The 24,741-nt window shown below is 73.4% G+C and carries 27 protein-coding genes and 1 pseudogene; 11 read left to right on the top strand and 17 right to left on the bottom strand.

The genetic code is table 11. The features are described 5' to 3' along the window. Positions 1–60: 60 nt before the first annotated feature. The 3 genes from ACIRPK_RS21230 to ACIRPK_RS21240 form a co-directional block, all read right to left on the bottom strand. On the bottom strand, positions 61–459 hold the full coding sequence (locus ACIRPK_RS21230) for a thioredoxin family protein (RefSeq protein WP_403040818.1): 399 nt from the start codon (positions 457–459) through the stop codon (positions 61–63). A 76-nt stretch (positions 460–535) separates the two neighbouring features. Beyond that, positions 536–1,183: a hypothetical protein gene (locus ACIRPK_RS21235; RefSeq protein WP_403040819.1), complete on the bottom strand. Its 648-nt coding sequence runs from the start codon at positions 1,181–1,183 to the stop codon at positions 536–538. A 27-nt stretch (positions 1,184–1,210) separates the two neighbouring features. Continuing rightward, complete coding sequence (locus ACIRPK_RS21240; RefSeq protein WP_403040820.1) at positions 1,211–1,660, bottom strand: hypothetical protein; 450 nt, start codon at positions 1,658–1,660, stop codon at positions 1,211–1,213. 523 nt (positions 1,661–2,183) lie between these two features. Here ACIRPK_RS21240 and ACIRPK_RS21245 point away from each other — a divergent pair. Both ACIRPK_RS21245 and ACIRPK_RS21250 read left to right on the top strand, forming a co-directional pair. Further along, positions 2,184–3,635 carry a DUF4331 domain-containing protein gene (locus ACIRPK_RS21245; RefSeq protein WP_403040821.1) on the top strand — a complete coding sequence of 484 codons (1,452 nt, stop codon included), beginning with the start codon at positions 2,184–2,186 and terminating at the stop codon, positions 3,633–3,635. Beyond that, the gene (locus ACIRPK_RS21250) at positions 3,632–4,903 is read left to right on the top strand and encodes a tetratricopeptide repeat protein (protein WP_403040822.1); all 1,272 of its coding nucleotides are present in this window, start codon (positions 3,632–3,634) and stop codon (positions 4,901–4,903) included. Before ACIRPK_RS21245 ends, ACIRPK_RS21250 begins: the two co-directional genes overlap by 4 nt. Before the next feature lie 7 nt (positions 4,904–4,910). On the opposite strand, the gene ACIRPK_RS21255 is transcribed toward ACIRPK_RS21250, so the two are convergent. Together ACIRPK_RS21255 and ACIRPK_RS21260 are read right to left on the bottom strand one after the other, a co-directional pair. Continuing rightward, entirely contained in the window at positions 4,911–5,441 is a 531-nt protein-coding gene (locus ACIRPK_RS21255) for a DUF1990 family protein (RefSeq protein WP_403040823.1), read from the bottom strand. Next, positions 5,438–6,262: a YndJ family protein gene (locus tag ACIRPK_RS21260; RefSeq protein ID WP_403040824.1), complete on the bottom strand. Its 825-nt coding sequence runs from the start codon at positions 6,260–6,262 to the stop codon at positions 5,438–5,440. Before ACIRPK_RS21260 ends, ACIRPK_RS21255 begins: the two co-directional genes overlap by 4 nt. A gap of 123 nt (positions 6,263–6,385) precedes the next feature. On the opposite strand from ACIRPK_RS21260, the gene ACIRPK_RS21265 reads away from it, so the two are divergent. Both ACIRPK_RS21265 and ACIRPK_RS21270 read left to right on the top strand, forming a co-directional pair. After that, positions 6,386–6,517 (top strand): hypothetical protein, encoded by a 132-nt coding sequence (locus ACIRPK_RS21265; protein WP_403040825.1) that lies wholly within the window; start codon positions 6,386–6,388, stop codon positions 6,515–6,517. Between the two features lie 70 nt (positions 6,518–6,587). Continuing rightward, positions 6,588–6,836, top strand: a pseudogene (locus ACIRPK_RS21270) (dsRBD fold-containing protein); the annotation flags it as partial. 33 nt (positions 6,837–6,869) lie between these two features. On the opposite strand, the gene ACIRPK_RS21275 reads toward ACIRPK_RS21270, so the two are convergent. Then, positions 6,870–8,084, bottom strand: coding sequence for an NAD(P)/FAD-dependent oxidoreductase (locus tag ACIRPK_RS21275; RefSeq protein ID WP_403040826.1), 1,215 nt, complete (start codon positions 8,082–8,084; stop codon positions 6,870–6,872). A 120-nt stretch (positions 8,085–8,204) separates the two neighbouring features. Between ACIRPK_RS21275 and ACIRPK_RS21280 the strand changes: the two genes are divergently transcribed. Continuing rightward, positions 8,205–8,972 carry a VOC family protein gene (locus tag ACIRPK_RS21280; RefSeq protein WP_403040827.1) on the top strand — a complete coding sequence of 256 codons (768 nt, stop codon included), beginning with the start codon at positions 8,205–8,207 and terminating at the stop codon, positions 8,970–8,972. A gap of 7 nt (positions 8,973–8,979) precedes the next feature. Here ACIRPK_RS21280 and ACIRPK_RS21285 read toward each other — a convergent pair whose 3' ends face one another. Both ACIRPK_RS21285 and ACIRPK_RS21290 read right to left on the bottom strand, forming a co-directional pair. Continuing rightward, positions 8,980–9,771, bottom strand: a complete 792-nt coding sequence (locus tag ACIRPK_RS21285) for a DUF2470 domain-containing protein (RefSeq protein WP_403040828.1) — start codon at positions 9,769–9,771, stop codon at positions 8,980–8,982. 68 nt (positions 9,772–9,839) lie between these two features. After that, positions 9,840–10,463, bottom strand: coding sequence for a TetR/AcrR family transcriptional regulator (locus tag ACIRPK_RS21290; RefSeq protein WP_403040829.1), 624 nt, complete (start codon positions 10,461–10,463; stop codon positions 9,840–9,842). A 127-nt stretch (positions 10,464–10,590) separates the two neighbouring features. Here ACIRPK_RS21290 and ACIRPK_RS21295 point away from each other — a divergent pair, with 127 nt between their 5' ends. The 4 genes from ACIRPK_RS21295 to ACIRPK_RS21310 all read left to right on the top strand — a co-directional run bounded on the left by ACIRPK_RS21295 (position 10,591) and on the right by ACIRPK_RS21310 (position 14,443). Next, positions 10,591–11,346 carry an SDR family oxidoreductase gene (locus ACIRPK_RS21295; protein WP_403040830.1) on the top strand — a complete coding sequence of 252 codons (756 nt, stop codon included), beginning with the start codon at positions 10,591–10,593 and terminating at the stop codon, positions 11,344–11,346. Then, positions 11,343–12,104 (top strand): SDR family oxidoreductase, encoded by a 762-nt coding sequence (locus ACIRPK_RS21300; protein WP_403040831.1) that lies wholly within the window; start codon positions 11,343–11,345, stop codon positions 12,102–12,104. Before ACIRPK_RS21295 ends, ACIRPK_RS21300 begins: the two co-directional genes overlap by 4 nt. Positions 12,105–12,109: 5 nt before the next feature. Next, positions 12,110–13,075: an NADPH:quinone oxidoreductase family protein gene (locus tag ACIRPK_RS21305; RefSeq protein WP_403040832.1), complete on the top strand. Its 966-nt coding sequence runs from the start codon at positions 12,110–12,112 to the stop codon at positions 13,073–13,075. Positions 13,076–13,318: 243 nt separating this feature from the next. Next, entirely contained in the window at positions 13,319–14,443 is a 1,125-nt protein-coding gene (locus ACIRPK_RS21310; protein ID WP_403040833.1) for an LLM class flavin-dependent oxidoreductase, read from the top strand. Positions 14,444–14,585: 142 nt separating this feature from the next. Here the strand turns inward: ACIRPK_RS21310 and ACIRPK_RS21315 are convergent, their stop codons facing one another. Continuing rightward, on the bottom strand, positions 14,586–14,891 hold the full coding sequence (locus ACIRPK_RS21315) for a helix-turn-helix domain-containing protein (RefSeq protein WP_403040834.1): 306 nt from the start codon (positions 14,889–14,891) through the stop codon (positions 14,586–14,588). A 64-nt stretch (positions 14,892–14,955) separates the two neighbouring features. Here ACIRPK_RS21315 and map point away from each other — a divergent pair, with 64 nt between their 5' ends. Then, a complete protein-coding gene (gene map / locus ACIRPK_RS21320) occupies positions 14,956–15,723 on the top strand; it encodes a type I methionyl aminopeptidase (protein WP_403040835.1) in 768 nt (255 codons plus the stop codon). A 609-nt stretch (positions 15,724–16,332) separates the two neighbouring features. Continuing rightward, a complete protein-coding gene (locus ACIRPK_RS21325) occupies positions 16,333–16,545 on the top strand; it encodes an AraC family transcriptional regulator (protein ID WP_403040905.1) in 213 nt (70 codons plus the stop codon). Here ACIRPK_RS21325 and ACIRPK_RS21330 read toward each other — a convergent pair. The 8 genes from ACIRPK_RS21330 to ACIRPK_RS21365 form a co-directional block, all read right to left on the bottom strand. Next, entirely contained in the window at positions 16,491–17,567 is a 1,077-nt protein-coding gene (locus tag ACIRPK_RS21330; protein WP_403040836.1) for an acyl-CoA dehydrogenase family protein, read from the bottom strand. The two genes, ACIRPK_RS21325 and ACIRPK_RS21330, sit on opposite strands and share 55 nt — an antisense overlap. Beyond that, positions 17,564–18,733, bottom strand: coding sequence for an acyl-CoA dehydrogenase family protein (locus ACIRPK_RS21335; protein ID WP_403040837.1), 1,170 nt, complete (start codon positions 18,731–18,733; stop codon positions 17,564–17,566). The genes ACIRPK_RS21330 and ACIRPK_RS21335 overlap by 4 nt, the downstream gene beginning before the upstream one ends. 1 nt (position 18,734) lies before the next feature. Further along, positions 18,735–19,952 carry an acyl-CoA dehydrogenase family protein gene (locus ACIRPK_RS21340; protein ID WP_403040838.1) on the bottom strand — a complete coding sequence of 406 codons (1,218 nt, stop codon included), beginning with the start codon at positions 19,950–19,952 and terminating at the stop codon, positions 18,735–18,737. A gap of 2 nt (positions 19,953–19,954) precedes the next feature. Next, a complete protein-coding gene (locus ACIRPK_RS21345; RefSeq protein ID WP_403040839.1) occupies positions 19,955–20,983 on the bottom strand; it encodes a phosphotransferase family protein in 1,029 nt (342 codons plus the stop codon). Between the two features lie 136 nt (positions 20,984–21,119). Beyond that, positions 21,120–22,577: a catalase gene (locus tag ACIRPK_RS21350; RefSeq protein WP_403040840.1), complete on the bottom strand. Its 1,458-nt coding sequence runs from the start codon at positions 22,575–22,577 to the stop codon at positions 21,120–21,122. Between the two features lie 95 nt (positions 22,578–22,672). Then, complete coding sequence (locus ACIRPK_RS21355; protein ID WP_403040841.1) at positions 22,673–22,894, bottom strand: hypothetical protein; 222 nt, start codon at positions 22,892–22,894, stop codon at positions 22,673–22,675. A 46-nt stretch (positions 22,895–22,940) separates the two neighbouring features. Beyond that, positions 22,941–23,864, bottom strand: a complete 924-nt coding sequence (gene ligD / locus ACIRPK_RS21360) for a non-homologous end-joining DNA ligase (RefSeq protein WP_403040842.1) — start codon at positions 23,862–23,864, stop codon at positions 22,941–22,943. Positions 23,865–23,925: 61 nt separating this feature from the next. Beyond that, positions 23,926–24,648 (bottom strand): SDR family oxidoreductase, encoded by a 723-nt coding sequence (locus ACIRPK_RS21365; RefSeq protein WP_403040843.1) that lies wholly within the window; start codon positions 24,646–24,648, stop codon positions 23,926–23,928. Positions 24,649–24,741: the final 93 nt, after the last annotated feature.

Genomic DNA, 24,741 nt, shown 5'->3' on the forward strand with positions numbered 1-24,741 from the left:
GGGCAGGCGGAGGGCGGGCCCGGTCTCGTCCCCGGGCCCGCCCACGTTCCTCGCGGTGGCCTAGTGCTGCTCGGCCTTCTCGGCCGTCTCCGCCTTCTCCGCCGCGACCTTGGCCCGGACCTCGTCCATGTCCAGCTCGCGGGCCTTGCCGATCAGGTCCTCCAGCACCGGTGCGGGCAGCGCACCCGCCTGGGAGAAGACCAGCGTGCCGTCCCGGATGATCGCCAGGGTCGGGATCGACTGGATGTCGAAGGCCGCCGCCAGCTCCCGCTGCGCCTCGGTGTCGACCTTGGCGAAGACGATGTCGGAGTGGCGCTCGGCGGCCTTCTCGTAGACCGGCGCGAACCGTACGCAGGGGCCGCACCAGCCGGCCCAGAAGTCGATGAAGACGAAGTTCTTGTCGTCAGCGCCTCCGATCACCTCGTCGAAGTTCTCGGTGGTCAGTTCGACGGTGCTCATATCGGCCTTCCTGCCCTTCTCGTCCCGGTGCGGTCTGCGTCGACGTCAACGGTCCGGTCCGCCGTGCTATTCCGGCCTAGTTGGTGGGCACGTAGTCGAAGTTCGGGGTCAGGGTGCCGAACATCGAGTCCTCCGCGAGGGCGTCGCCGAAGTACGCCTCGGTCAGCTTGGCGGCGTCGCCGGTGACGTGGAACGGCACCCGGTCGAGCTTGAAGCCGGTCAGGGTGGGCCGGCCGTTGGCGATCACCTCGGCCGGGGTGGTGTAGGCGATCAGCGTCTCGTCGCTGAGCTTCTCCCCGTTCACCTTGACGCCGGCCGCGTAGCCGGGCTGGGGCATGATCCGGATCCAGGTCGGCACCAGCTCGACGAAGGTCTGGCTGCTCTCCTGCTTCAGGGTGATCCCGCCGGGGTAGAAGATCCGGCCCTTCTCGTCCAGGTGGTCCCCGGCGGTGGAGCCGATCGGCATGTTGAAGCCGAACCCGTCCGCGTCCAGGGTGAACGGCTCGATCGCGCCGAGCTTGATGTCGTTGGCGATCAGCCACGCCTTGGTGGTGTCACTGACCCGGACCTGGGCGCTGCCCCAGGGGGAGATGTAGATCCGGTTGGCGCGCTGCTCGGCGCCTCGGGTGGCCGGTGCGGACGCCTGCGCGGTCGGGGCCAGGACGACCGGGGCGGCCAGGGCGAGGGCGGTGGCGGCGATGGCGAGCTTGCGGAAGACGCGCATGTGCGGGCTCCTGAAGAGGGGGTCGGGTCAGGGGAGGTAGCGGAAGGTGCCGGAGAGGACGCCGAACGGCTCCCCGGCCGAGAACGAGGTGCCGAGCGCCTCGTTGAGGGTGGCGGCGCCGACCTCGGTCAGGGTCAGCGGGACCTTCGCGGTCCGGACGCCGCCGAAGGTGAGGCCCCAGCCGGAGCCGAAGGCGTCCCGCAGGGTGTACGAGCAGAACAGCTGCTCGGTCGGCGACTTGACGCCGTTGACCACCAGTTGGGAGGAGAGGCCGCGCTCCGGCCAGAACCGCAGCCAGAACTCGTCCATGGTCCAACTGCCGTTGGTCTGCGGGTTGCCGAGGGTCACCCCGCCCGGGTAGTACACCCGGCCGAAGTTCTCCAGGTCGATGTAGTCGCCCGAGGTCCAGCCGATGTCGCTGATGATGCCCCGGTCGTCCGGCAGCGCGGTGACGGGGGCGATCGGGGTGATCTCCACCGCCTGTTCGGCCAGCCGGGCCCGGAAGCTCGGTGCCCACTCGACCTGCGCGGTGCCCCAGGGGGAGACGTACGGGCCGGGCGGGGGGGCCGGCCGCCTGCGCCGGGCCGGGGGCGGCCACGGTCATCAGCAGCGCCGCGAAGAGCACCGAGAAGAGTTGACGTAGTTTCATATGATTCCTTGACTGGACGGGCAACTCGCCGACCGCAGCGGGGTGATGGGCATGCGGGCGCGCCGAGTCAGGGCCGACGGGCGCTGGTCGGGGGATGCGCTCGAAGGCTAGCGGTGATGCCGGTCGATCCGTGTACGCATGACGCTGGAGAGGTACGGTCTGCGGCTGAAGTTGGGCCGGACGGAGGAATTGCGTGACCCGTCCGTGGGAGTTGGCGGGTGTGGAGTGCGTGAAGATCCACTCGGGCCTAGGTTTGCCCTGGCCGTCCGGGCAACGGGCCGGCCCCTTGCTGCCCAAAGCCGCTGCCACGAAGGGCATTTGGGCAGGTCCACCGCACTCCCTGGAGCCGCCATGTCCGCCGGTGCCCACCGTCCGAGCCGCCGAATGTTCCTCGGCGGTGCCGTCGCCACCCTGGCCGCCGCCTCGCTGGGCGGCCCGTTGCTCGGCCGCAGCCGGGCCGGCGGACACTTCGACTCGCCCGCCGTGCTGGCCGACGGGCAGGCGAACATCACCGACGTGTTCGCCTTCACCAGTCCGGACGATCCCGACCAGGTGACCATCGTGGTCGACGTCCAGCCCGGCCAGCTCCCGGGCGCCGGGCCGCTGAACTACCCCTTCGCCACCCGGGCCAGGTACGAGCTGCACCTGGACGGCCGGGGCACCGGGCAGCCGGACACCACCTACCGGTGGACCTTCCGGAACGAGGACCGGCGGCTGTTCGGGGCCGGTCCGATCGCGGTCGGCCCGGTGCGCTCACTCCGCGACAACTCGCTGCTGTTCAAGCAGCGTTACACCCTGGAGCGGATCCGCGGCGGCCGGACCGAGACGCTGATCCCGGACGGCACCGCCGCACCCACCCACACCGGTCTGGCGCTGATGCCCGACTACGCCGCGCTGCGCAGCGAGGCCACCCGCAGCCTGCCCGGCGGCGGCCGGACGCTGGCGGGCCAGATCGCCGAGCCGTTCGTCGCCGACAGCCGGGTGTTCGGCCTCTTCACCGTCGGCACCATCGGCCCGGTGCCGGGTGCGCTCCCCGCCGCCGGGCCGCTCTCCGCGCTGAACGTCGGCGCACTGGTGCTCCAGCTCCCCAAGCGCGAACTCGCCCTGAACGGCGACCCGGAGCGCAACCCGGTGGTCGGCGTCTGGGCCACCGTCTCCCGCGAGGGCGCGGACCTGGCCAGGGACCTGCGGACCCAGGCCGCGAGCTACCGGCAGATCGGCCGGCTGGGCAACCCGCACATCGTGTTCGCGCTCTGGGGCACCTTCGCCGGGCTCTCCCAGCCGGGCGGCCCGGAGGACCGGTTCAACGCCCGCCCGGCCGAACTCGACTCGCAGGAACAGGAGTTCCTGGCCGCCGCGCTCGACCCCGCGCCGCCCCGGCGGATCGAGGCGGCCCAGGGCTTCCCCGCCCCGGCCGGCCCGCGCACCGACATCCGGGCGCTCTTCCTCAGCGGCTTCGGCCGGGACAACGGCTCCCGGTTCGGCCTCGACCTGAACACCCAGGCGATGAACGCCGACGCCGACCCGGCGGCCCTGCGCTGGGCCGACCAGCTGCGGCTCAACCTCACCACCCCGGTCAGCGCCGACCCGCACCCGTACGGCGTGCTGGCAGGCGACCTCCAGGGCTACCCCAACGGCCGCCGCCTGAACGACGAGATCGACGTGCCGCTGCTGCGGATGCTGGAGGGCGAACCCTCCGACCGCTCCGCCGCGCACCTGCTGCCGCCCCCCTCCTTCAACTGGCAGCCGAAGCCCGCCTCGACGGTCTTCCCCTACGTCAACCTGCCGCACGCGGGCCCGTGATCCGCCGGTACGGCCTGGCGGGCGCGGTCGGCCGGGGCGCGCTGGTGCTGGCCGGTGCGGCCGGACTGCTGACGCTCGGTCCGAGCGGCTCGGCCCCGGGCCCGGCGACGGTGGTGGCCCCGCCGCCGCCCGCCGACCGGCTGGCCGCTGCCCGGCTGGCCGCCGGGCAGCGGCCCCAGGACGCCACCGCCTGGGCCGAGTTGGCGCTGGCGGCGGTGGACCGGGCCAGGACCACGCTGGACAGCGGGCAGCTGGCGGAGGCCGACCGGGCACTGGCCCGCTCGCTCGACCTGGGTCCGGAGCGGAACTACCTGGCCCAGGTCGGCTCCGGCCAGCTCGCCAACGCCCGCCACGAGTTCGCGGCAGCCCGGGAGTTCGGCCTGCGGGCCACCGGCATGGCCCCCGACCGGCCGGCCGGGTACGCGGTGCTGGCGGACGCCGAGCTCCAGCTCGGCCACCTCCCGGCCGCCACCGCCGCCACCCAGCGCCTGCTGGACCTGGCCCCCACCACGGCCGCGTACACCCGCGCCTCGTACGACCTGGAGACGCACGGGCGGACCGAGGAGGCGGTGCTCGCGCTGGAACGGGCCCTGGAGCTGGCGGTCACGCCGGGCGAACGGGGGTTCAGCGCCCACCGGCTGGGGGACCTGGCCTGGGAGCAGGGCCGGCCGGAACAGGCCGAGCAGCACTACCGGCACGCGCTCGCGGTGCAGCCGGACGACCACTTCGCCGCCTTCGGACTGGCCAGGACGGCGGCCGCGTCGGGCCGGACCGAGGAGGCGCTGGGCCGGTACGCCGAGCTGGTGACCCGGGTGCCGCAGCCGCAGTTCCTGCTGGAGTACGCCGAGCTGCTGCTGAGCGACGGACACCGGGCGGAGGCGGAGCAGCAGTTGGCCACCCTGGCGGCCGAGGCCCGGCTGGCCACCGGCCCGGTCGACCTTCAGCTGGCCCGCTACCTGGCCGATCACGGCGACCCGGCGGAGGCCGTCCGGCTGCTGACCGAGGAGTGGCAGCGCCGCCAGAGCCCGCTGGTGGCCGAGGAGTTGGCCTGGGCGCTGCACCGGGCCGGGCGGGACGGGGAGGCGCTGCCGCAGATCCGGTTCGCCGCCGAGGCGGGCGGCGCCGGGGCGCTCGGCGCGTACCGCGGCGGGGTGATCGAGCACGCGCTCGGTCTGCCCGGGGCCGCCGAGCTGCTCCGGACGGCGCTGCGCCGCAACCCGTACTTCTCGGTCCGGTACGCCGCCCACGCCCGGGAGTTGCTCGGCTGAGGGGTGCTCAGCCGGTCCGGGTGACCGCCCGGCGGAGCACCAGGCCGAGCCGCCGGGCGTACAGCCGTTGCAGCAGCGGGACCACCGGACCGGCCAGCCGGGTGTACCAGCAGGCGGGGCGGCTGAACGCGGTGACGGTGAACCAGACCGACCGGTCGGGGCCCATCGACACGATGAACGACTCCTCGCCGCGCTCCGGGTGGCTCGCCACGGTGCCGTAGGCGAAGCCGATCCGGTCCGGCTCGGCGACCGTCCAGACCACCTCGGCGGGTGCCCGGAACGGCAGCCGCCCGATCCCGAGGCCGACCGTCAGCCGGACTCCGGGCGCCGCCGCCCGGGCGTCGGTCCGGACGGTGGCGCCGGTGCCCCGGTGCATCCGCCAGTCGGTCACCATCGCCCCGGCGGCCTCCAGCGCCGCGCGGCCGTGGCCGATCAGCTCGTGGTGGCGGAGGAGGTGGTAGCCCTCGGGCAGCCGGTCGGGGGTGCGGGTGGCGCCGACCTCGGGGTAGTTGAAGGTGGTGGTGCGAGTTCCGGTCATCGGTCCAGTTCCTTGAGTCGGCGCCAGGCGAGCAGCGCGCAGAGCGCGAAGCCGAGCGCGTTGCCGAGGCCGTGGGTGGCGGCCATCCAGGTCAGGGTGGGGTGGGTCAGGCCGGTCGCCTCGCCGAGCGCCCACCAGAGCGCGAGCAGCATGGTGACCACCAGGACGGCCGCCGAGCAGCGCAGCAGCAGCCCGGTCAGCCGGTCGGGTGCCCGGCGGGCGAGCTCCTGCCAGCTGAGCAGGCCGACCAGCCACATCCCGGCGGTCAGTACGACGGCGCCGACCAGCTCGGCCCAGTCGTCGACGAAGTACCCGGCCAGCACCAGCAGGGTGCCGACCGGCACGCTGAGCGCCGCCGCCCGGCCCAGGCCGGGGCGGCTCCGGGTGCTGCGGCAGACCAGCCCGGCCACCAGCGCGGCGGTGAAACCGGCGAAGTGGAAGTGCGGCACGGTGAGCGCCAGGATGTCGAGGTCGAAGCCGAGCAGCCGGGTGCCGGAGCGTTCGGCGACCAGGGCGAGCCCGGCCACCGAGGGGGCGAGCAGCGCGGTGAGCGCCGCCAGTTCGGCGGGGGCGAGCGAGCGGCGCCGGGCCAGCCGGGCCGGGGCGAGGGCGGCCAGCGCGACGGTGGCGGCCGCGTAGACCGAGGCCAGCGCGGTGGCGGTGGCCCCGCGCGGCAGCCAGAGCGCGACGGCGCCGGGCAGCGCGGCGAGCGGCCAGAGCCTGGCCAGCGCGGCGCTGCCCGGCCCGCCGAGCAGTCCGAGCCCGAGCGGCACCACGACCAGCATGCCGAGCATCACGATCAGGTCGACCAGCGCGGTCACGACGGCCACCCCCTCTGTTGAACGCGTTCAAAGCTCTTCTGCCGCTGACTCTACGGCATCCCTGAACGCGTTCAATACCGGCGGGGAGTGGTCCGGAGCACACTGAAGAGCAAGGAGGACGCCATGCCCAAGATTCCGCTCATCTGCCCCCGCTGCGGACGTCCTCAGCAGGTCGTCCCCGGGGGCCCCGACCGCCCGGCCAGGGTGGTGCACCGCGAGACCGGCCGGGAGGAGTGCACGCCCCGGCCGGACTGACCCTGGCCGCCACCCCGGCTCCGGGAGCACGCTGGAGGGACAGGACCTCCCGGCGGCGGTGGTGGTGACCATGACCAGGGCACGCGTCGGCCGGCACGTCGAGCTGGAGTTCGCCGAAGAGGGTGACCGGACCAAGGCGGCTTTGCTGCTCCGGCTCGCCGACGGCACCGAACTGCGGGCGCACGGCTACGGCACCCAGCACCACGCCGACCGCCCACAGCTGCGGGTCTGCGAGAAGGTGGCGGCAGCCCGCGCGCTGAACGAGCCGGCGATGCGACTGCTCACCAAGGCGCACGGCGAGCTGCGCGAGGGCTCGGGGCCGACCGAGCTGACGGACCGCAGGAGCGGCCGGTCAGCCCAGGACGGCCCGGTCCAGCGGCACGGCCGGGTCGGCCAGCGCGTCCGGGTCCACCCGGCGGCCGGAGCGGACCAGCTCGCGGATCGGGTCGGTGACGTCCCAGACGTTGACGTTCATCCCGGCCAGCACCCGCCCCTCGGAGAGCCAGAACGCGATGAACTCGCGACCCGCCCGGTCGCCCCGGAACACCACCCGGTCGAAGCCGTCCGGCCGCACGTAGCCGGTGTACTCCATGCCGAGGTCGTACTGGTCGGAGAAGAAGTACGGCACCCGGTCGTGCACCGCGTCCTGGCCGAGCATCGACCGCGCGGCCGTCCTCGGCTGGTGCAGCGCGTTGGCCCAGTGCTCGACCCGGATCGGGTGGCCGTACAGCGGGTGCATGGCGTTGGCCACGTCCCCCGCCGCGTAGACGTCCGGCGCCGAGGTGGCCAGGTACCGGTCGGTGCGGATGCCGTTGTCGACGGTCAGCCCGGCCGCCTCGGCCAGCTCGGTGTTCGGGGTGATGCCGATGCCCACCACCACCGCGTCGGCCGGTACCGGCGGGCCGTCCGCCAGCCGGACGCCTTCGTCGGCCAGCCCGGTCACCTGGACGCCGAACCGCAGGTCGACGCCGTGTGCCCGGTGCAGGTCGGCGAACACCTCGGCCGCCTCCCGGCCGAGCACCCGCAGCAGCGGCAGCTCGGCCGACTCCAGCACGGTCACCTCCGCGCCCGCCTCGCGGGCGGCGGCCGCCGTCTCCAGGCCGATCCAGCCCGCGCCGATCACCACGATCCGGGCCCCCGGGCGGATCACCGCCTTGATCCGCTCGCTGTCCTGGACGGTCCGCAGGTACAGCACCTGATCGCCGTCCGCGCCGGGGACGGTCAGCCGGCGCGGCGAGGAGCCGGTGGTGAGCAGCAGCTTGGCGTACCCGAGCCGGCTCCCGTCGGCCAGGTCGACGGTGTGACCGGCCGGGTCGATCGCGCCGACCCGGGTGCCGAGCCGCAGGTCGATCCGCTGCTCGGCGTACCACTCGGCCGGATGGACGTAGATCTTCTCCCGCGCGGTCTTCCCCATCAGGTAGCCCTTGGACAGCGGCGGCCGCTCGTACGGCCGCTCGGGCTCGGCCCCGATCAGCGTGATCGGCCCGTCGAACCCCTCCGCCCGCAGCGTTTCGACGGCCTTCGCCCCCGCCAGGCCCGCTCCCACGACGACGTACCCGTTCCGCATCGCGGCTCCTCTCGTCGGCCCCATCACACCCGAAGGATCTGCCCGCCGCGAGCCGAACCACCCCTCCTCGGGCGGCTCGGCCTAGGGTGAGAACGCCACGACCGGAAGGAAGGGCTCCGAATGAGCGAGCAGACCGTGACCGTCCGATGCGTGCCGGCCACGCCGTGCTGGGTCAGTCTGATGGCGCGTGACCTGACGGTGGCCCAGGAGTTCTACGGCCCGTTGCTGGGGTGGTCCTTCCAGGACGGCCGGCACGGGTTCGGGCCGTACGTCCGGGTGGTGCTGGACGGGGTGGAGGTGGCCGGGATCGGGGCCACCGAGGGGGAGTGGCAGCCGCCGGTGGCCTGGACCAGCTACTTCGGCACCGAGAGCGCTGACGACACGGCCGCCCGGATCAGGGAGCGCGGCGGCACCGTGGCGATCGGCCCGCTGGCCTTCGACGCGGGGCGGATGGCGCTGGCCTCGGACCTGACCGGGGCGGCGTTCGGGATCTGGGAGGGCGCCCTCGGCAGCAACACCCGGGTCCGCTCGACCGGCGCGCCGGTCTGGATCGAGCTGCGCACCGGCGACCCGTTCCAGGCGGCGCTGTTCTACGGCGAGGTGTTCCGCTGGGACGAGCGCGACCCGGAGCGGTTCGAGGTGCGGTACGAGAACGAGCGGGTGGTGCTGCGGGCGGAGCACCGCAGCGTGGCGGCCCTGCGGCGGGCCGAGGACGTCGGCTCGCACTGGGAGGTGTTCTTCTCGGTGGCCGACACCGACCTGGCCGTCCGCCGCGCGCTGGAGCTCGGCGGCGCGGCGGAGGGCCCCGCCACCGACACCCCGTACGGACGGGTGGCCCGGCTGCGGGACCGCGAGGGCGGGCTGTTCTCGGTGATCACCCCGGCCTGACGGGCCCTCAGTGCGTGCGGACCTGGGAGAACAGCCGGTGCATCGCCTCGGCCAGCTCCTCCGGTCCGGCCACCGGCCGGTGGAACTCGAACCGGGCGTCCAGCACCCGGTCCCCGGCCAGCAGCCGGACGCGCAGCCCGAACCGGTCCAGCGCCACCGGCCGGACCTCGTACCGGCCGTGCTCCGGCCAGTCCGCCGGGCCCGCCGGGTGGTCGACGGCCTGGGCGCCGAGCTGCGCGAGCCGGTCGGCGTGCGCCGAGGCGAGGTGCTGGAGCACGGTGGCCTCCTCGGCCGCCAGCGGGTCGGTCGCGGTGCGGCCGAAGCCGGTCAGGTCGACGCAGCAGTCGGCGCCCCAGAGGTCCTCGACCGAGAGGTGGTCCGGGTCGAAGCGGAGCAGCGCGTACTGCCCGGCGGGCCGGTCCGGGAAGAGCCCGTCCAGCACCTCCGGCGCGGCCGGCCGGAGCGCGGTGAGCCGGCCGTGCACGGTGGCCCGGCCGCGGATCCGGTGCGGCATCGCGACCGGGGCGACGTCCACCGCTTCCAGCAGCGCGGCCACCTCCTCCGCGCGGGAGACCGAGGCGATCCGGCAGAGCGGCGAGTCGTGCGCGGCCAGCACCGCCAGGGCGCCGTCGGGGAGGACGGCGCAGCGCACCAGCGGCGGGACGCCCGGCCGGTTGGCCAGGTCGATGCCCGGGACGTCGAGGATCACCGAGGAGCCGAACTCCAGCAGGGTGCGGGCGCGTTCGGCGGCGGTGGGCGCCGGTCCGGCCGGGCGGGGCAGGGCAGGGCTGTCGGACATCCGTCCTCCTCGGTAGGTAAGGGGAGCCTAACCTAAGTGAGGGGAGGGCGGAAGCCTCTGTCGGAGGGTCAGGCGGCGGCACCCAGCATCCGCAGCACCAGCACGCCGTAGCGCCGGCCGAGCTCCTCGGGCGTCTCGCTGCTGCGCTCGGTGTACCAGCGCGAGACGTCGATGCCGAGCGAGGTGACCGCGCGGGCGGCGGTACGGACGTCCTGCACCTCGAACGCGCCGGCCGCCACCCCGTCCTCGATGATCCGGCGGACGGTCTCCTCGATCCGCCGCCGCAGCTCGGCGACCACCGCGAAGTCCTGCTCCGGCAGCGCGTGCAGTTCGTGGTTGACGATCCGTCCGACCGTGTGGCCCCGGGCGTGCCAGCAGGTGAAGTCCTCGACCAGTCGGCGCATCTGCTCCGCCGGTGGCCCGTCGGCGGCCGCGGCCCGCTCCACCAGGTCCAGGGTGGCCTGGTGGCCGGTGCGGCTGATCTCGGAGAGCAGCGCCGACTTCGAGGAGTAGTGGATGTAGAGCGCGGCCGGGCTCATCCCGGCGGCGGTGGCGATGTCCCGGGTGGTGGTCGCGTGGTAGCCGCGCCGGGCGAAGGACTCGACCGCCGCGAGCAGCAGTCGTCGGGCCGCCTCGGTGCGCTCGCCCAGGCCGTCGGCGGGCCAGAGGTCGGCGGAGGTTCGGTCGGTCATGCGGGCAATCCTCCCAGACGGTGCCGCAGGTCCCGGCGGGTGGTTGACAGTGTGCGCGGCCGCTTGGATGCTAAGCAAGCGCTTAGTCAGCCCGTACTCCTGGGAACTCCGTCGAGAGGGACTCGTGATGGCACCGTCGTTGAAGGGCCGGGTGGCCGTGGTCACCGGAGCCAGCCGGGGCATCGGCCTCGGTATCGCCCGGGAGCTGGTGGAGCGGGGTGCCAAGGTCTGCGTCACGGCCCGCAACGCCGAGCCGCTGGCCGAGGCGGTCCGCGAACTCGGCGGCCCCGACCACGCGATCGCCGTGGCGGGCAAGGCCGACGACCCCGCGCACCAGGCCGAGACGGTGGCCCGGACGATCGAGACCTTCGGGCGGCTCGACCACCTGGTCAACAACACCGGCATCAACCCGGTGTACGGCCCGGTCCTGGACGTCAGTACCGAGCAGGCCGCGAAGATCCTGGGCGTCAACCTCCTGGCCCCGATCGCCTGGACGAAGCTGGCGTACGACGCCTGGATGCGCGAGCACGGCGGTGCGGTGGTCAACGTCGCCTCGCTGGCGGGCCTGCGGGCCGCGCCGGGGCTCGGCATGTACGCCGTCTCCAAGGCCGCGCTGATCCACCTGACGGCGCAGCTCGGGTTCGAACTCGCCCCCGGCATCCGGGTCAACGCGGTCGCGCCCGCCATCGTCAAGACCAGGTTCGCCGAGGCGCTGTACGACGGCCGGGAGGAGCGGGTCGCCGCCGCCTACCCGCTCGGCCGGCTCGGCGTCCCGCAGGACGTGGCCGGCGCGGTCGCCTTCCTGCTCTCCGAGGAGTCGGCCTGGATCACCGGCCAGACCCTGACCCTGGACGGCGGCGTCTCGCTGGTCGGCGGGCTGTGAGCCTCGCCGGGCGTGGCGTGGTGGTGACCGGCGCCGGGCACGGCATCGGCGCCGCCCTGGCCACCGCCTTCGCCGCCGCCGGTGCCCGGGTGGTGGTCAACGACCTCGACGCCGGGGCCGCCCGGGCCGTCGCCGGCCCGATCGGGGCGTACGCAGTGCCGGGTGACGCCGCCGACCCGACCGGGCTGATCGCCGCCGCCCGCGCGGAGCTCGGCGCGATCGACGTCTACTGTGCCAACGCGGGCGTCGGCACGGCCGGCGGCGCGGATGCCGGCCCGGCGGCCTGGGCCACGGCCTGGGACGTCAACGTGATGGCCCATGTCCGGGCGGCCGAACTGCTGCTCCCGGACTGGCTGGAGCGCGGCGAGGGCCGGTTCGTGGCGACCGTGTCGGCCGCCGGGCTGCTCACCATGCTCGGCTCGGCGCCGTACGCCGTGAGCAAGCACGGCGCCCTGGCCTTCGCCGAGTGGCTGGCCGCCAGCTACCGGCACCGGGGCGTCCGGGTGCACGCGGTCTGCCCGCAGGGCGTCCGGACCAGGATGCTGGACGAGTCCGGCCACGCCGGGCAACTGCTGCTGGCCGACGGGGCGTTGGCACCGTCGGCGGTGGCGGAGGCGGTGCTCCGGGGGATCGCCGAGGAGCGGTTCCTGATCCTGCCGCACCCCGAGGTGGCCGACTACTACGCGACCCGGGCGACCGATCCGGACCGCTGGCTGGACGGGATGAACCGACTCCAGCGGCAACTCGAGAAGGAGTGAACGCGATGCGGGCATGGCAGGTCGGCGAGCTGGGCGAGCCCGGTGCGGTGATGCGGTTGGCGGAGGTGGACCAACCCTCGGCCGGTGAAGGGCAGTTGCTGGTCCGGGTGCGGGCCGCCGCGGTGAACTTCCCGGACGCGCTGATGTGCCGGGGGCACTACCAGGTGCGGCCGCCACTGCCGTTCACGCCCGGGGTGGAGCTGTGCGGCGAGCTGGTCGGCGGCGCCCGGGCCGGGGAACGGGTGATCGGGACACCGCTGCTGCCGGCCGGGGCGTTCGCCGAGTACGCGCTGATGGACGCCCGGACGGCGTTCGCGGCCCCGGCGGCGCTGGACGACGCGGAGGCGGCGGCGCTGCACATCGCCTACCAGACGGCCTGGTTCGCGCTGCACCGGCGGGCCGCCCTGCGGGCCGGCGAGACACTGCTGGTGCACGCGGCGGCCGGCGGGGTCGGCAGTGCGGCGGTGCAGCTCGGCAAGGCGGCCGGGGCGACCGTGATCGGTGTCGTCGGCGGTCCCGAGAAGGCCGTGGTGGCAAGGGAGTTGGGCGCCGACCTGGTGATCGACCGGCGGTCCGAGGACTTCGTGGCGGTAGTCAAGGAGTTCACCGGCGGACACGGCGCCGACGTGGTCTTCGACCCGGTCGGCGGCGACGCGTACACCGGGTCGGCCCGCTGCGTCGCCTTCGAGGGCCGGATCGTGGTGGTCGGCTTCGCCAGCGGCACCATCCCGACCCCCGGGCTGAACCACGCCCTGGTGAAGAACTACTCGGTGCTCGGGCTGCACTGGGGCCTGTACGGCGTGCGCGAGCCGGCCGCAGTCGTGGCCGCCCACGCGGAACTGACCGCGCTGGCCGGGAAGGGCGTGGTCCGGCCGCTGGTGAGCGAGCGGCTGCCGTTCGACGGTGCGGCGGACGGTGTCCAGCGGGTGGCCGACGGCACCACCACGGGGCGGGTGGTCGTCCTCCCGTGAACCCCGCCTGGCGTCGGCACGGGCCGGCCGTGCCGACGCCAGGGTCAACGGCGGTGCAGCGCGAGGCGGGTGGCGAGGCCGCCGACCTGGTCGCCGCGATCGCGGTCGGCCACCGCGAGCGTGAGTGAGCAGGGCGTTCAGGGGCTGGGAAGGATGCGCAGCCGGGCATGACCGCACCCGGGCGGGCCCTAGAGTCGGCAGGGACGGGGCAGGCAGGCACACGGCACAGAGGGCGAGACGACAGTGCAGTTCGGAATTTTCAGCGTCGGGGACGTGACCCCCGACCCCACCACCGGGCGGACGCCGAGCGAGCACGAGCGGATCAAGGCCATGGTCGCCATCGCGCTCAAGGCGGAGGAGGTGGGCCTGGACGTCTTCGCGACGGGTGAGCACCACAACCCGCCGTTCGTGCCGTCCTCGCCGACCACCATGCTCGGCTGGATCGCCGCCCGTACCGAGCGGATCATCCTCTCCACCGCCACCACGCTGATCACCACCAACGACCCGGTCAAGATCGCCGAGGACTACGCGATGCTCCAGCACCTCGCGGACGGCCGGGTGGACCTGATGACGGGCCGCGGCAACACGGGCCCGGTGTACCCCTGGTTCGGCCAGGACATCCGCCAGGGCATCCCGCTCGCGATCGAGAACTACGCGCTGCTGCACAAGCTCTGGCGCGAGGACACGGTGGACTGGCAGGGCCGCTTCCGCACCCCGCTGCAGTCGTTCACCGCCACCCCGCGCCCGCTGGACGGTGTCCCGCCGTTCGTCTGGCACGGCTCGATCCGCTCGCCGGAGATCGCCGAGCAGGCCGCGTACTACGGTGACGGCTTCTTCGCCAACCACATCTTCTGGCCCAAGGAGCACTTCCAGCAGTTGGTCGGCCTCTACCGCGAGCGCTACGCCCACTACGGCCACGGCACGCCCGAGCAGGCCATGGTCGGCCTCGGCGGCCAGGTGTTCCTGCGCCGGAACTCGCAGGACGCCGTACGTGAGTTCAGGCCCTACTTCGACAACGCGCCGGTGTACGGGCACGGGCCGTCGCTGGAGGAGTTCACCGAGCAGACGCCGCTGACCGTGGGCAGCCCGCAGGAGGTCATCGAGAAGACCCTGACCTTCCGGGAGACGTTCGGCGACTACCAGCGCCAGCTCTTCCTGATCGACCACGCCGGGCTGCCGCTGAAGAGCGTCCTGGAGCAGCTCGACCTGCTCGGCGAGGAGGTGATCCCGGTGCTGCGCAAGGAATTCACGGCCGGCCGGCCCGCCACCGTGCCGGACGGTCCCACCCACGCCGCCCGAGTCGCCGCGGCCGCCGCGACCGTGGAAGGCCCCGAGAACTCGCGGTTTCGAGATCACGGAGGACGGTGAACTCGCAGGCTTCGCCGGGGCTGGCGACAGACAGAAGTACGGATGCGCCCAGCACCAGGAAATACGTGAATCGTCCACAAGGACGCCGCCGTCCGGGCGGTAATCGACGGAGCCGACAGGCCGTCAGGTCGCGAGTGCGGCGTTACGAAACCAGCAGTGGACGCCGGGTGACAGACAGGGCCGACCGATCCTCGACGGTTCGCTCCGGCTGGCTGATCTCGGCCCAGACGGCGTCGAGAGACAGGCCGAGGGTGTCGGCGATCGCTGCGATGGTCGGGAAGGCGGGGGTGGCCACCCGGCCGGATTCGATCTTCCGCAGGGTCTCCGGCGAGATGTGCGAGGCGAGCGCCACGTCCAGCATCGAGCGGCGGCCCCGGGCTCGGCGGAGCAGGGCGCCGAGGCGCTGTCCGCGTTCTACCTCGGCGGGGGTGAGCGGCAACCTGACCATGACCCCATTCTAATACCGGTACAGTTAGACCGGTATAGTTATTGGACGTCCATGAGAGGCCCCCATGATCCAGATCCTGAACTCCGCGCAGCTCGAGCGGGCGAGGGACACCGGCGCCCTGGTCGGAAACATCCTGCACACGCTCAAGGAGCGCAGCACGGTCGGGACGAACCTGCTGGACATCGACCAGTGGGCCAAGGAGATGATCACCGAGGCAGGAGCACAGTCCTGCTACGTCGATTACGCGCCTTCCTTCGGGCGCGGCCCGTTCGGGCACTACATCTGTACGGCCGTCAACGACGGAGTGCTCCATGGGCGGCCTCACAACTACACGCTGGCAGACGGGGATCTGCTGACTCTCGACCTCGCGGTCGCCAGGGGCGGGGTGGCCGCGGACGCCGCGATCAGCTTTCTGGTGGGCGAGGCCAGGCCGGCGGAGAGCGTCGCGATGATCGAGGCGACCGAGCGTGCACTCGCCGCCGGCATCGCCGCCGCCAAGCCCGGGGCGCGCATCGGCGACCTCTCCCACGCCATCGGCACGGTCCTCAGCGAGGCGGGCTACCTGATCAACACCGAGTTCGGCGGCCACGGCATCGGCTCGACCATGCACCAGGACCCACACGTCGCGAACACCGGACGGCCCGGCCGCGGATACAAGCTGCGCCCCGGACTGCTGCTCGCCCTGGAGCCCTGGGTCATGGCCGACACCGCCACACTCGTCACCGACGCCGACGGATGGACGTTGCGCAGCGCTACGGGCTGCCGCACCGCGCACAGCGAGCACACCATTGCCATCACCGACAAGGGAGCTGAAATTCTCACCCGACCGTAGGGGGGAAGGCGAACTCGTAAGGGTCGTTGATCGAGTGATCGGAGGTCCGCCGAGGAAGCCGTCACTGTAGGTGGCTGCTGCCCTCACCCCTGGAAGCGGATCGACGCTGCCTGGCGCATCCGCACGCGCTGCCGCTCCGTCGTGAAGGCGGCCCCCCTTCCCGAACGGCCCCGGCCTGCCGCGTGGCGCTGCCGGCCTCAGCAGCGAGGCGCCCTGCTCGCCGAGGTGGGTCGGGGCGGAACAGCGGTACTCGGGCAGGTCCGAGCCCGTTCCCAAGCCGCCCACGGCAGTGTCCAGCAGCGTGCGGACCTGCCCGTACGTCCGGCGGGCCGGCAGTGTCGCCGACCTGCTCGTCACGCTGGGAGCCCAGCTCGCCGGACCGACAGCCGCCGACGCCCGCGCCTCGAACGGCCATCTGGTCCGGTGGATCCGCGAGCACGTCGATGGCGGGCTCGGCGATCCTGAGCTGTCACCCGAGACCATCGCCCGCGCGCACCACCGGCTCTTCGAAGGAGAAGGGGTCACGATCAGCCGGCTGTTCCCGCAGCGCCAACTGGAAGACCGCGCCCGGAAGTTCGCCCGGCGAGCCGTGGCGCACCGACGGTGTCCGTGGTCGCCCGGCGCTGGGGGTTCGTCAACCCGGCGCATTTCAGCCGGGTCTTCCGCGCCGCCTACGGGGTGTCGCCGCGGGAGTGGCGCGCGCTGCGGACCGCCGAGGCGGTCGACAGTGCCGGCGTCTTGGGGATCCGTGCCCCGGAGGCTGGTGCTCAGGGCGACGGGGCCGGCAGATCCGCCAGCGCGGCCAGGGAGTTGCGGTGGTGACCCGGGGTGCCTAGGGCGAGCTGGTCGGCCTTGGCACGCTTGAGGTAGAGGTGCGCCGGGTGTTCCCAGGTCATCCCGATACCGCCGTGCAGTTGGACGCACTCCTCGGCGGCCCGGACGGCCAGCGCGCCGCAGTGGGCCTGGGCGACCGCCACCGCGACGGCGGTGTCCGGGCTGTCGGTCGCGAGTGCGTCGGCGGCGTACCGGGCCACCGCTCGTCCGCCGACGGTCTCCAGCCAGAGGTCGGCGAGCCGGTGCTTGAGCGCCTGGAACGACCCGACCTGGCGGCCGAACTGCCGACGCTCCTTCAGATAGGCCACGGTGGTGCTCAGGCACCACTCGGCCAGGCCGAGCTGTTCGGAGGCGAGCAGCCCCGCGCCGGTGAGCAGCGCCTGCCGGACCGGTCCGTCGTCGGAGGTCAACCTGCGGGCCGGGGCGCCGTCCAGAGTCACGTCGGCGAGCTGCCGGGTGAGGTCGAGCGAGGTCCGGCGGGTCACCGTGGCGGTCTCGACCGCGTACAGGCCGCCGTCGGCCGGGACCAGCAGGACGTCGGCCGGGAGGGCGTCCGCCACCGAGGTGATCCGCCCGGTGAGGGTGCCGCCCGGGCCGACCGCGACGGTCGGCAGCGGCCCGCCCGGGGCGGTGGAGAACGGTACCGCCAGCGTGGCGGTCAGGGCCCCGGCGGCGACGGCCGGCAGCAACTCGCCGTCCGCGCAGGCGAGCAGCGCCGTGAGGCCGAGCACCGAGCTGCCGAAGTACGGCACCGGCGCCACCGAGCGCCCCAACTCCTCCAGCACCACCGCCACTTCCCGCACCGAGGCCCCGGCGCCGCCGAGCGACTCCGGCACCTGGAGCCCGGCCACGCCCAGCCCGACCGCCAGGTTGCGCCAGAGCGGCAGGTCGTACGGTTCGGGGCCCTCGCAGCGGGCCAGCACCGCCGGGGGCGGGCAGTGGTCGGTGAGCAGACCCCGGACGCTGGAGCGGAGTTCCTCCTCGATCTCCGAGTAGAGCAGGTCGCTCATCGGGGGAGCTCCTTCCACGGCAGGTCCTTGTCGGTCCGGGGTTCGGCGGGCAGGCCGAGCACGCGTTCGGCGATCACGTTGCGCAGGATCTCCGAGCTGCCGCCCTCGATCGAGTTGCCCTTGGCGCGCAGGTAGCGGTACCCGGCCTCGCGGCCGGTGAAGTCGACCACCTCGGGGCGGGTCATCGTCCAGTCGTCGTAGCCGAGACCCTGCTCGCCGAGCAACTCGACCTCCAGGCCGCTGAGTTCCTGGGCCAGCCGGGCGAAGGCGAGCTTCATCGCGGCGCCTTCGGGCCCGGGCTGACCGGAGGTCAGCTGCTGGCGCAGCCGCTCGCCGGTCTGCCGGATCACCTCGGCGTCCAGCCAGCCCCTGAGCAGCCGTTGGTGCAGCTCGTGGGTGCGGAGTTCGGGCCGGGCCCGCCAGGTGTCGGCGACCACGCCGATCAGGCCGCCCTCGCGCGGGGTCGCCTGGCCGCCGATCGCCACCCGCTCGTTGTTCAGGGTGGTCTGGGCGACCTGCCAGCCCTCGCCGACCGCGCCGATCCGGTGCGCGTCGGGGATCCGCACGCCGGTCAGGAACACCTCGTTGAACTCGGCCTCGCCGGTGAGTTGGCGCAGCGGCCGGACCTCCACCCCCGGGTCGGTCATGTCACAGACGAAGTAGCTGATGCCCCGGTGCTTCGGCACGTCCGGGTCGGTACGGGCGAGCAGGATCGCCCAGCGGGCGGCGTGCGCGATCGAGGTCCACACCTTCTGGCCGTCCACCACCCAGCTGTCGCCGTCCCGGACCGCCCGGGTGCCGAGCGCGGCCAGGTCGGAGCCCGCGCCCGGCTCGCTGAACAGTTGGCACCAGACCTCCTCACCGGTCCACAGCGGGCGGAGGAAGCGCCGCTGCTGCTCTTCGGAGCCGTAGCGCAGGATGGTCGGCGCGGCCATCCCGAGCCCGATGCCGATCCGGCGCGGGTCGTTGTCGGGCGCCCCGGCGGCTGCCAACTCGGCGTCCACCACGGCCTGTTCGGCGCGCGGAGCACCGAGGCCGCCGAGGCCGGGCGGGAAGTGCACCCAGGCCAGCCCGGTGTCGAACCGGGCCCGCAGGAAGTCCAGCCGGTCGGTGCGGGCGGGGTCGTGCTCGGCGAGCAGGGTGCGGGTCAGCTCCCGGACGTTCATCTCAGACCTCCCGGTAGCGCTTGAGCTCGCGGCGGGCCAGCGAGCGGCGGTGCACCTCGTCCGGGCCGTCGGCCAGCCGCAAGGTGCGGTTGCCCGCCCAGAGCTGGGCCAGCGGGGTGTCCTGGCTGACCCCGGCCGCGCCGTGCGCCTGGACGGCCTTGTCGAGCACCCACTCGGTCATCGCCGGCACCGCGATCTTGATCGCCTGGATCTCGGTGTGCGCGCCCCGGTTGCCGACGGTGTCCATCAGCCAGGCGGTCTTGAGTACCAGCAACCGGGCCTGCTCGATCCGTACCCGGGACTCGGCGATCCACTCCTGGACCACCCCCTGGTCGGCCAACGGCCGCCCGAACGCGACCCGTTCGGTGACCCGACGGCACATCAGCTCCAGGGCCCGTTCGGCGATGCCGATCGCCCGCATGCAGTGGTGGATCCGCCCCGGGCCGAGCCGGGCCTGGGCGATCGCGAAGCCGGCGCCCTCCGGGCCGATCAGGTTGGCGGCCGGCACCCGGACGTTCTCGAACAGGATCTCGGCGTGCCCGCCGTGGTCCGCGTCGCCGTACCCGAACACGGTCATCCCGCGCCGGACCGTCACCCCTGGGGTGTCGCGCGGCACCAGGATCATGCTCTGCTGGCGGCGCGGGTCGGCGGTCGGGTCGGTCTTGCCCATCACGATGAAGATCTTGCAGTCCGGGTTCATCGCCCCGGTGATGTACCACTTCCGGCCGGTGACCAGGTAGTCGTCGCCGTCCCGCTCGATCCGGGTGGTGATGTTGGTGGCGTCCGAGGAGGCCACCTCGGGCTCGGTCATCGCGAAGGCCGAGCGGATCTCGGCGTTCAGCAGCGGCTCCAGCCACTGCTTGCGCTGGGCCTCGTCGCCGAACTGGGCGAGCAGCTCCATGTTCCCGGTGTCCGGCGCGGCGCAGTTGAGCGCGGCGGGGGCCAGCAGCACCGAGCGGCCGGTGAGTTCGGCCAGCGGCGCGTACTGCAGGTTGGTCAGGCCCGCACCCAGCTCACCGGGCAGGAAGAGGTTCCACAGCCCGCGCGAACGCGCCTGGGCCTGGAGCTCGCGCACCACCGGCGGAATCGACCACTGCAGCCGGGCCGGGTCGGCGAGTTGGGCCGCCAGTACCGGCTCGGCCGGGTACACCGCCTCGTCCAGGAAGGCCAGCAGCTGCCCGCGCAGCTCCTCGGTCCGGGCGTCGTAGGAGAAGTCCACGGTCAGTGCTCCTTCAGCGAGGTGAGGCCGAACTGCACGAAGAGCGGTACGAGTTCACCCACCCGGTCGAAGCCCCGGCCGACCGTGCGGCCCTGGCTGTACCGGTAGTGGATGCCCTCCAGCACCACGGTGAGCTTGAACGAGGCGAAGCCGACGTACCAGCCGAGCTTTGAGACGTCCCGCCCCGAGGCCGTGGCGTACCTGCCGACCAGTTCGGCGGTGCCGGGGAAGCCCGGGGCGAGCGCGGCGCCGGGCAGTATCCCGTCGTACTGCCGGGCCAGTTCGGTGTACATCACCAACAGCCCGAGGTCGGTGAGCGGGTCGCCGAGGGTGGACATCTCCCAGTCCAGCACGGCGGTGATCTCGTCGTCGGGGCCGACCAGCACGTTGTCCAGCCGGTAGTCGCCGTGCACCAGGGCCGGGGCGGGGGAGGCCGGCCGGGTCTCGGTGAGGGCCTGCCGCAGCTCGGCGACGCCCGGTACCTCCCGGCTCCTGGACGCCTCCAACTGCCGCTCCCAGCGCCGGAGCTGACGCTCCAGGAAGCCCTCGGGCCGGCCGAAGCCGGCCAGGCCGACCGCCGCCGGGTCGACGGCGTGCAGCGCCACCAGGGTGTCCACCAGGCGCAGCCCCAGCCCGTGCACCCGCTGCTCGCCGAGCGCGGCCAGCACCGCCGGGTCCCGGTGCGGGGTGCCCGCGACGTACTCCATCAGGTACCAGGGCGCGCCGAGCACCGCCGGGTCCTCGACCAGCAGCAGCACCTCGGGCACCGGTACGGCGGTCGGGCCGAGCGCGGCCAGCACCCGGTACTCGCGGGTCATGTCGTGCGCGGTGGCCAGCACGTGCCCGAGCGGCGGCCGTCGGAGCACCCAGCTGCCGGTGCCGTCGGTCACCCGGTAGGTGAGGTTGGACCGTCCGCCCTCGATCAGCTCGGCGTGCAGCGGTCCGCGCACCAGGCCGGGCAGGGCGGCGTCCAGATGGGCCCGCAGGCGGTCCGGGTCGAGGCCGGGCGGGCCGGCGTGGTCATCGCTCAAGGGAGCTCCTCACGGGTGGGCCGGGCGACTGACTAAGCGCTTGCTTAGCATTGCCCGCCGCACCGCCGGTGTCAACGCTCCCCGTGCAGCACGACGGCCGCCCCGGGAGGTCCCGGGGCGGCCGTCGGTCCCGCCGCTACCGCCCGCCGACCTTCGCGGCCACCCGGTCGCCGAGGTCCTTGTCGACGTTGCGCCAGTACTCCAGCGCCCGGGCCAGCACCGGCGCCGAGACGCCGTTCCTCAGGTGCCCGCTGATGTTGCCGACCAGCCGCTCGCGCGCCGCGTCGTCCAGCACCTGGCGCACCATCGTCCCGGCCTGCCCCCAGTCGTCGTCCTCCGCGTGCAGCGGGTACGCCTCGCGCACCATCCGCCCCGCCACGTCCCAGCCCAGCGGCGAGCCCCACAGTTCCGGCTGCGCGGCCGGGCCGCCGTAGGAGTTCGGCGCGTAGGGCGTCTCGGCCCGCGAGGCGTCGAACCGCATCGGGCCGTCCTTGGCGTACGAGTGCACCGGCACGTGCGCCCGGTTCGGCGGCAGCTGGGCGTAGTTGGGGCCGATCCGGTACCGGTGGGTGTCCGGGTAGGAGAAGATCCGGCCGAGCAGCATCTTGTCCGGCGAGACCCCGATGCCGGGGACCAGGTTGGACGGCTCGAAGGCGGCCTGCTCGATGTGCACGTGGTAGTTGTCGGGGTTCCGGTTGAGCGTCATCCGGCCGACCTCGTGCAGCGGGTAGTCGCCGTGCGGCCAGACCTTGGTGAGGTCGAAGGGGTTGAAGCGGTAGTTCCACGCCTCGTCGAACGGCATCACCTGCACGTACAGCGTCCAGGACGGGTGCTGCCCGTTCTTGACCGTGTCGTAGAGGTCGCGCAGGTGGGCGTCCGGGTCCTCGCCGGCCAGCTGGTCCGCGTCCGCCTGGGTGAGGAAGTCGATGCCCTGGTCGGTCTTGAAGTGGTACTTCACCCAGAACCGCTCGCCGCCCGCGTTCACCCACTGGTAGGTGTGCGAGCCGTAGCCGTTCATGTGCCGCCAGGTCTTCGGGATGCCCCGGTCGCCCATCAGCCAGGTGACCTGGTGGGCGGACTCCGGCGAGAGGGTCCAGAAGTCCCACTGCATGTCGTTGTCGCGCAGGTGGTTGTCCGGGCGGCGCTTCTGCGAGCGGATGAAGTCCTGGAACTTGATCGGGTCCCGGACGAAGAAGACCGGGGTGTTGTTGCCGACCAGGTCGTAGTTGCCCTGTTCGGTGTAGAACTTCAGCGCGAAGCCGCGCGGGTCGCGCCAGCTGTCGGGGGTGCCGAGGTCGCCCGCCACGGTGGAGAACCGGGCCAGCATCTCGGTCCGCTTGCCGGGCTGGAACAGGTCCGCCTTGGTGAACTGGCTGACGTCCTGGGTGACCTGGAAGAACCCGTAGGCACCGCCGCCCTTGGCGTGCACCACCCGCTCGGGCACCCGTTCGCGGTTGAACTGGGCCATCTTCTCGATCAGGTAGTGGTCGTGCAGCAGGATCGGGCCGACCGGTCCTGCGGTCAGCGAATCCGAGTCGCTCTCGACCGGGACGCCGGCGTTGTTGGTGGTGTACGGGACGCTTGCTTCGGACATGGGGAAGGGCCTCCTTGAGGTACTCGCGTACCGGCCGGCCGGCGGTCGGCCCCGCTGCGGCCGGTTCCTACTCGAACACCGACCGCGCCGGCCCGCTACTCGGCGGCCCAGACCGTCCGGTCGCCACCGACCCAGGCCACCAGGTCGGGGTCGTCCAGGTCGGGGTCGGCCACGCCCGCACGGCGGACGAACTCCGCCACGTCCCGCTCGTCGGTGGCCTTGCCGACCAGGCGCCCGTAGATCTCCACCCGCCGGTACGGCCGGGCGCCCCTGGTCGGGGCCCGGACCACCACCGGCGGACGGAAGATGTCGTTCATGCCTCAAGTGTCGCGCGATCGGCACCGGAGCAGCAGCCGGTGGCGGTCAGCCCGCGCTGTGCTCGCGGACCACCTCGCGGGCGGGCTTGTCCTCGCGCAGGCCGAGGAACCGCGGGTGGCGCAGCCGGCCGTCCCTGGTCCAGCCGGTGAAGGCGAGCTGCGCGACCAGCTCCGGGGCGACCCAGTGCGGGTGCCGTTCGGGGACGGGGTCGGCGAACGGGGAGTCCGGGCGGGCCAGCTCGTCCAGCCGGGCCCGCAGGCGCACCAGGGTGGCGGTGTCGAAGCCGGTGCCGACCTTGCCCGCGTACCGCAGCCGCGGGCCCTCGTAGTGGCCGAGCAGCAGGGCGCCGAAGCCGGTCCTGGCGCCCGCCGGGTCGGTGAAACCGCCGACCACCAGCTCCTGGGCGGCCGAGCACTTGAGCTTGAGCCAGTCGGGGGAGCGGCGCTGCAGGTAGGGCCCGTCCGCGCGCTTGGCGATCAGTCCCTCCCAGCCCCGGGCGCAGGCGTCGGCGAGCGGCACCGGGCCGGTCACCTCCCGGTGCAGGGTGTACCGCAGCGGACCGCCGTAGTGCACCGCCCGGCGGAGCACCTCCTTGCGCTCGCGCAGCGGCAGCCCGGTGGTGTCGTAGTGCTCCAGCTGGAGCAGGTCGAACAGGTAGTACGTGACGGTCACCCCGCTGGCCCTGGCCCGGGCCGGGTCGTGCAGCTGCATCCGGCGCTGGAGCAGCTCGAAGCTGGTCCGTCCGTGGTCGAGGGCGACGATCTCGCCGTCCAGCACGAACCGGCGGACCGGCTGGGCGGCGAGCGCCTCGACCAGCTCCGGGTAGCCCGCCTCCAGCGACTTGCCGGTGCGGGAGAACAGCCGGACCTCGTCGCCGTCGCGGTAGGCGAGCGCCCGGATGCCGTCGAGCTTGCGCTCCAGCAGCCAGCCGGGACCGAAGGTCCGGCGCTCGCTGGGGGTGGCCAGCATGGGACTGAACTGTTGCAGAGTCACCCCTCCAGAGTGCGCCGGGAGCGCGGCGGACGGGAGGTCAGACGAGCCGGTGGCCGCCGTCCACGTGCAGCACGGTGCCGGTGACGAAGGGGTTGCCCAGCGCGTACAGCACGGCCTGGACCAGGTCGTCCGGGCCGCCCACCCGGCGGGCGGGGTTGCGTTCGGCGACGCCGCGCAGGAAGGCGTCCTTGCGCTCGGCCAGGCCGTCCCAGGCGCCCGAGTCGACGATGCCGGGGGAGACCGCGTGCACCCGTACGGGTGCCAGCTCGACCGCCAGCGCCTCGACCAGGAAGGCCAGCGCGCCGTTGGTGGTGGCCATCACGACCCGCTCGGGGGCGGGGCGCCAGGCGGCCACCCCGGAGAAGAAGGTGAACGAGCCGCCCTCGTTCACCTGCCCTGCCAGGTGCTTGGCGAGCAGCAGCGGGCCGATCACCTTGGCCGCGAACGCCCGCTGCACGGCGGCGAGTTCGAGGGTGGCGACCGGGCCGTTGGCCGGCATCGCGGCGGTGGACACCAGGTGGTCGAACGGGCCGACCCGCTCCGCCAGCGCGGCGATCGAGGCCTCGTCGGCCAGGTCCAGCGGCTGGACCAGGGCGGGCCCGGCCAGCCCGGCGGCGGTGTCCGCCAGCTTGGCGGGATCGGGCCCGGCCAGCACCAGGTCGGCGCCGGCGGCCGAGGCGGTGCGGGCGATCGCGCGCCCGATGTTGGAGCCTGCGCCGACCACGACCAGGCGGCGTCCGTCGAGGTTTTCCTTGCTCATGGGGTGTCTGTCCTTGTCCGTTCCGGGTGATGCCACGATCCTGCGCCCACCTGCGGTGATACGTCCAAGACATGATTTCTGGGGCAGCCATAA

Origin of the sequence: Kitasatospora sp. NPDC101801 (assembly GCF_044766665.1) — a bacterium.
Lineage (GTDB): Bacteria > Actinomycetota > Actinomycetes > Streptomycetales > Streptomycetaceae > Kitasatospora.

What these genes read in the sequence shown, in the direction of transcription:
- ligD (WP_403040842.1), bottom strand. Translation starts at nt 23,864, where the DNA reads ATGCTGGCCACCCCCAGCGAGCGCCGGACCTTCGGTCCCGGCTGGCTG.
- ACIRPK_RS21295 (WP_403040830.1), top strand. Translation starts at nt 10,591, where the DNA reads ATGGCACCGTCGTTGAAGGGCCGGGTGGCCGTGGTCACCGGAGCCAGC.
- ACIRPK_RS21255 (WP_403040823.1), bottom strand. Translation starts at nt 5,441, where the DNA reads ATGACCGGAACTCGCACCACCACCTTCAACTACCCCGAGGTCGGCGCC.
- ACIRPK_RS21285 (WP_403040828.1), bottom strand. Translation starts at nt 9,771, where the DNA reads ATGTCCGACAGCCCTGCCCTGCCCCGCCCGGCCGGACCGGCGCCCACC.
- ACIRPK_RS21280 (WP_403040827.1), top strand. Translation starts at nt 8,205, where the DNA reads ATGAGCGAGCAGACCGTGACCGTCCGATGCGTGCCGGCCACGCCGTGC.
- ACIRPK_RS21330 (WP_403040836.1), bottom strand. Translation starts at nt 17,567, where the DNA reads ATGAGCGACCTGCTCTACTCGGAGATCGAGGAGGAACTCCGCTCCAGC.
- map (WP_403040835.1), top strand. Translation starts at nt 14,956, where the DNA reads ATGATCCAGATCCTGAACTCCGCGCAGCTCGAGCGGGCGAGGGACACC.
- ACIRPK_RS21315 (WP_403040834.1), bottom strand. Translation starts at nt 14,891, where the DNA reads ATGGTCAGGTTGCCGCTCACCCCCGCCGAGGTAGAACGCGGACAGCGC.
- ACIRPK_RS21275 (WP_403040826.1), bottom strand. Translation starts at nt 8,084, where the DNA reads ATGCGGAACGGGTACGTCGTCGTGGGAGCGGGCCTGGCGGGGGCGAAG.
- ACIRPK_RS21290 (WP_403040829.1), bottom strand. Translation starts at nt 10,463, where the DNA reads ATGACCGACCGAACCTCCGCCGACCTCTGGCCCGCCGACGGCCTGGGC.
- ACIRPK_RS21350 (WP_403040840.1), bottom strand. Translation starts at nt 22,577, where the DNA reads ATGTCCGAAGCAAGCGTCCCGTACACCACCAACAACGCCGGCGTCCCG.
- ACIRPK_RS21265 (WP_403040825.1), top strand. Translation starts at nt 6,386, where the DNA reads ATGCCCAAGATTCCGCTCATCTGCCCCCGCTGCGGACGTCCTCAGCAG.
- ACIRPK_RS21305 (WP_403040832.1), top strand. Translation starts at nt 12,110, where the DNA reads ATGCGGGCATGGCAGGTCGGCGAGCTGGGCGAGCCCGGTGCGGTGATG.
- ACIRPK_RS21230 (WP_403040818.1), bottom strand. Translation starts at nt 459, where the DNA reads ATGAGCACCGTCGAACTGACCACCGAGAACTTCGACGAGGTGATCGGA.
- ACIRPK_RS21335 (WP_403040837.1), bottom strand. Translation starts at nt 18,733, where the DNA reads ATGAACGTCCGGGAGCTGACCCGCACCCTGCTCGCCGAGCACGACCCC.
- ACIRPK_RS21365 (WP_403040843.1), bottom strand. Translation starts at nt 24,648, where the DNA reads ATGAGCAAGGAAAACCTCGACGGACGCCGCCTGGTCGTGGTCGGCGCA.
- ACIRPK_RS21235 (WP_403040819.1), bottom strand. Translation starts at nt 1,183, where the DNA reads ATGCGCGTCTTCCGCAAGCTCGCCATCGCCGCCACCGCCCTCGCCCTG.
- ACIRPK_RS21245 (WP_403040821.1), top strand. Translation starts at nt 2,184, where the DNA reads ATGTCCGCCGGTGCCCACCGTCCGAGCCGCCGAATGTTCCTCGGCGGT.
- ACIRPK_RS21355 (WP_403040841.1), bottom strand. Translation starts at nt 22,894, where the DNA reads ATGAACGACATCTTCCGTCCGCCGGTGGTGGTCCGGGCCCCGACCAGG.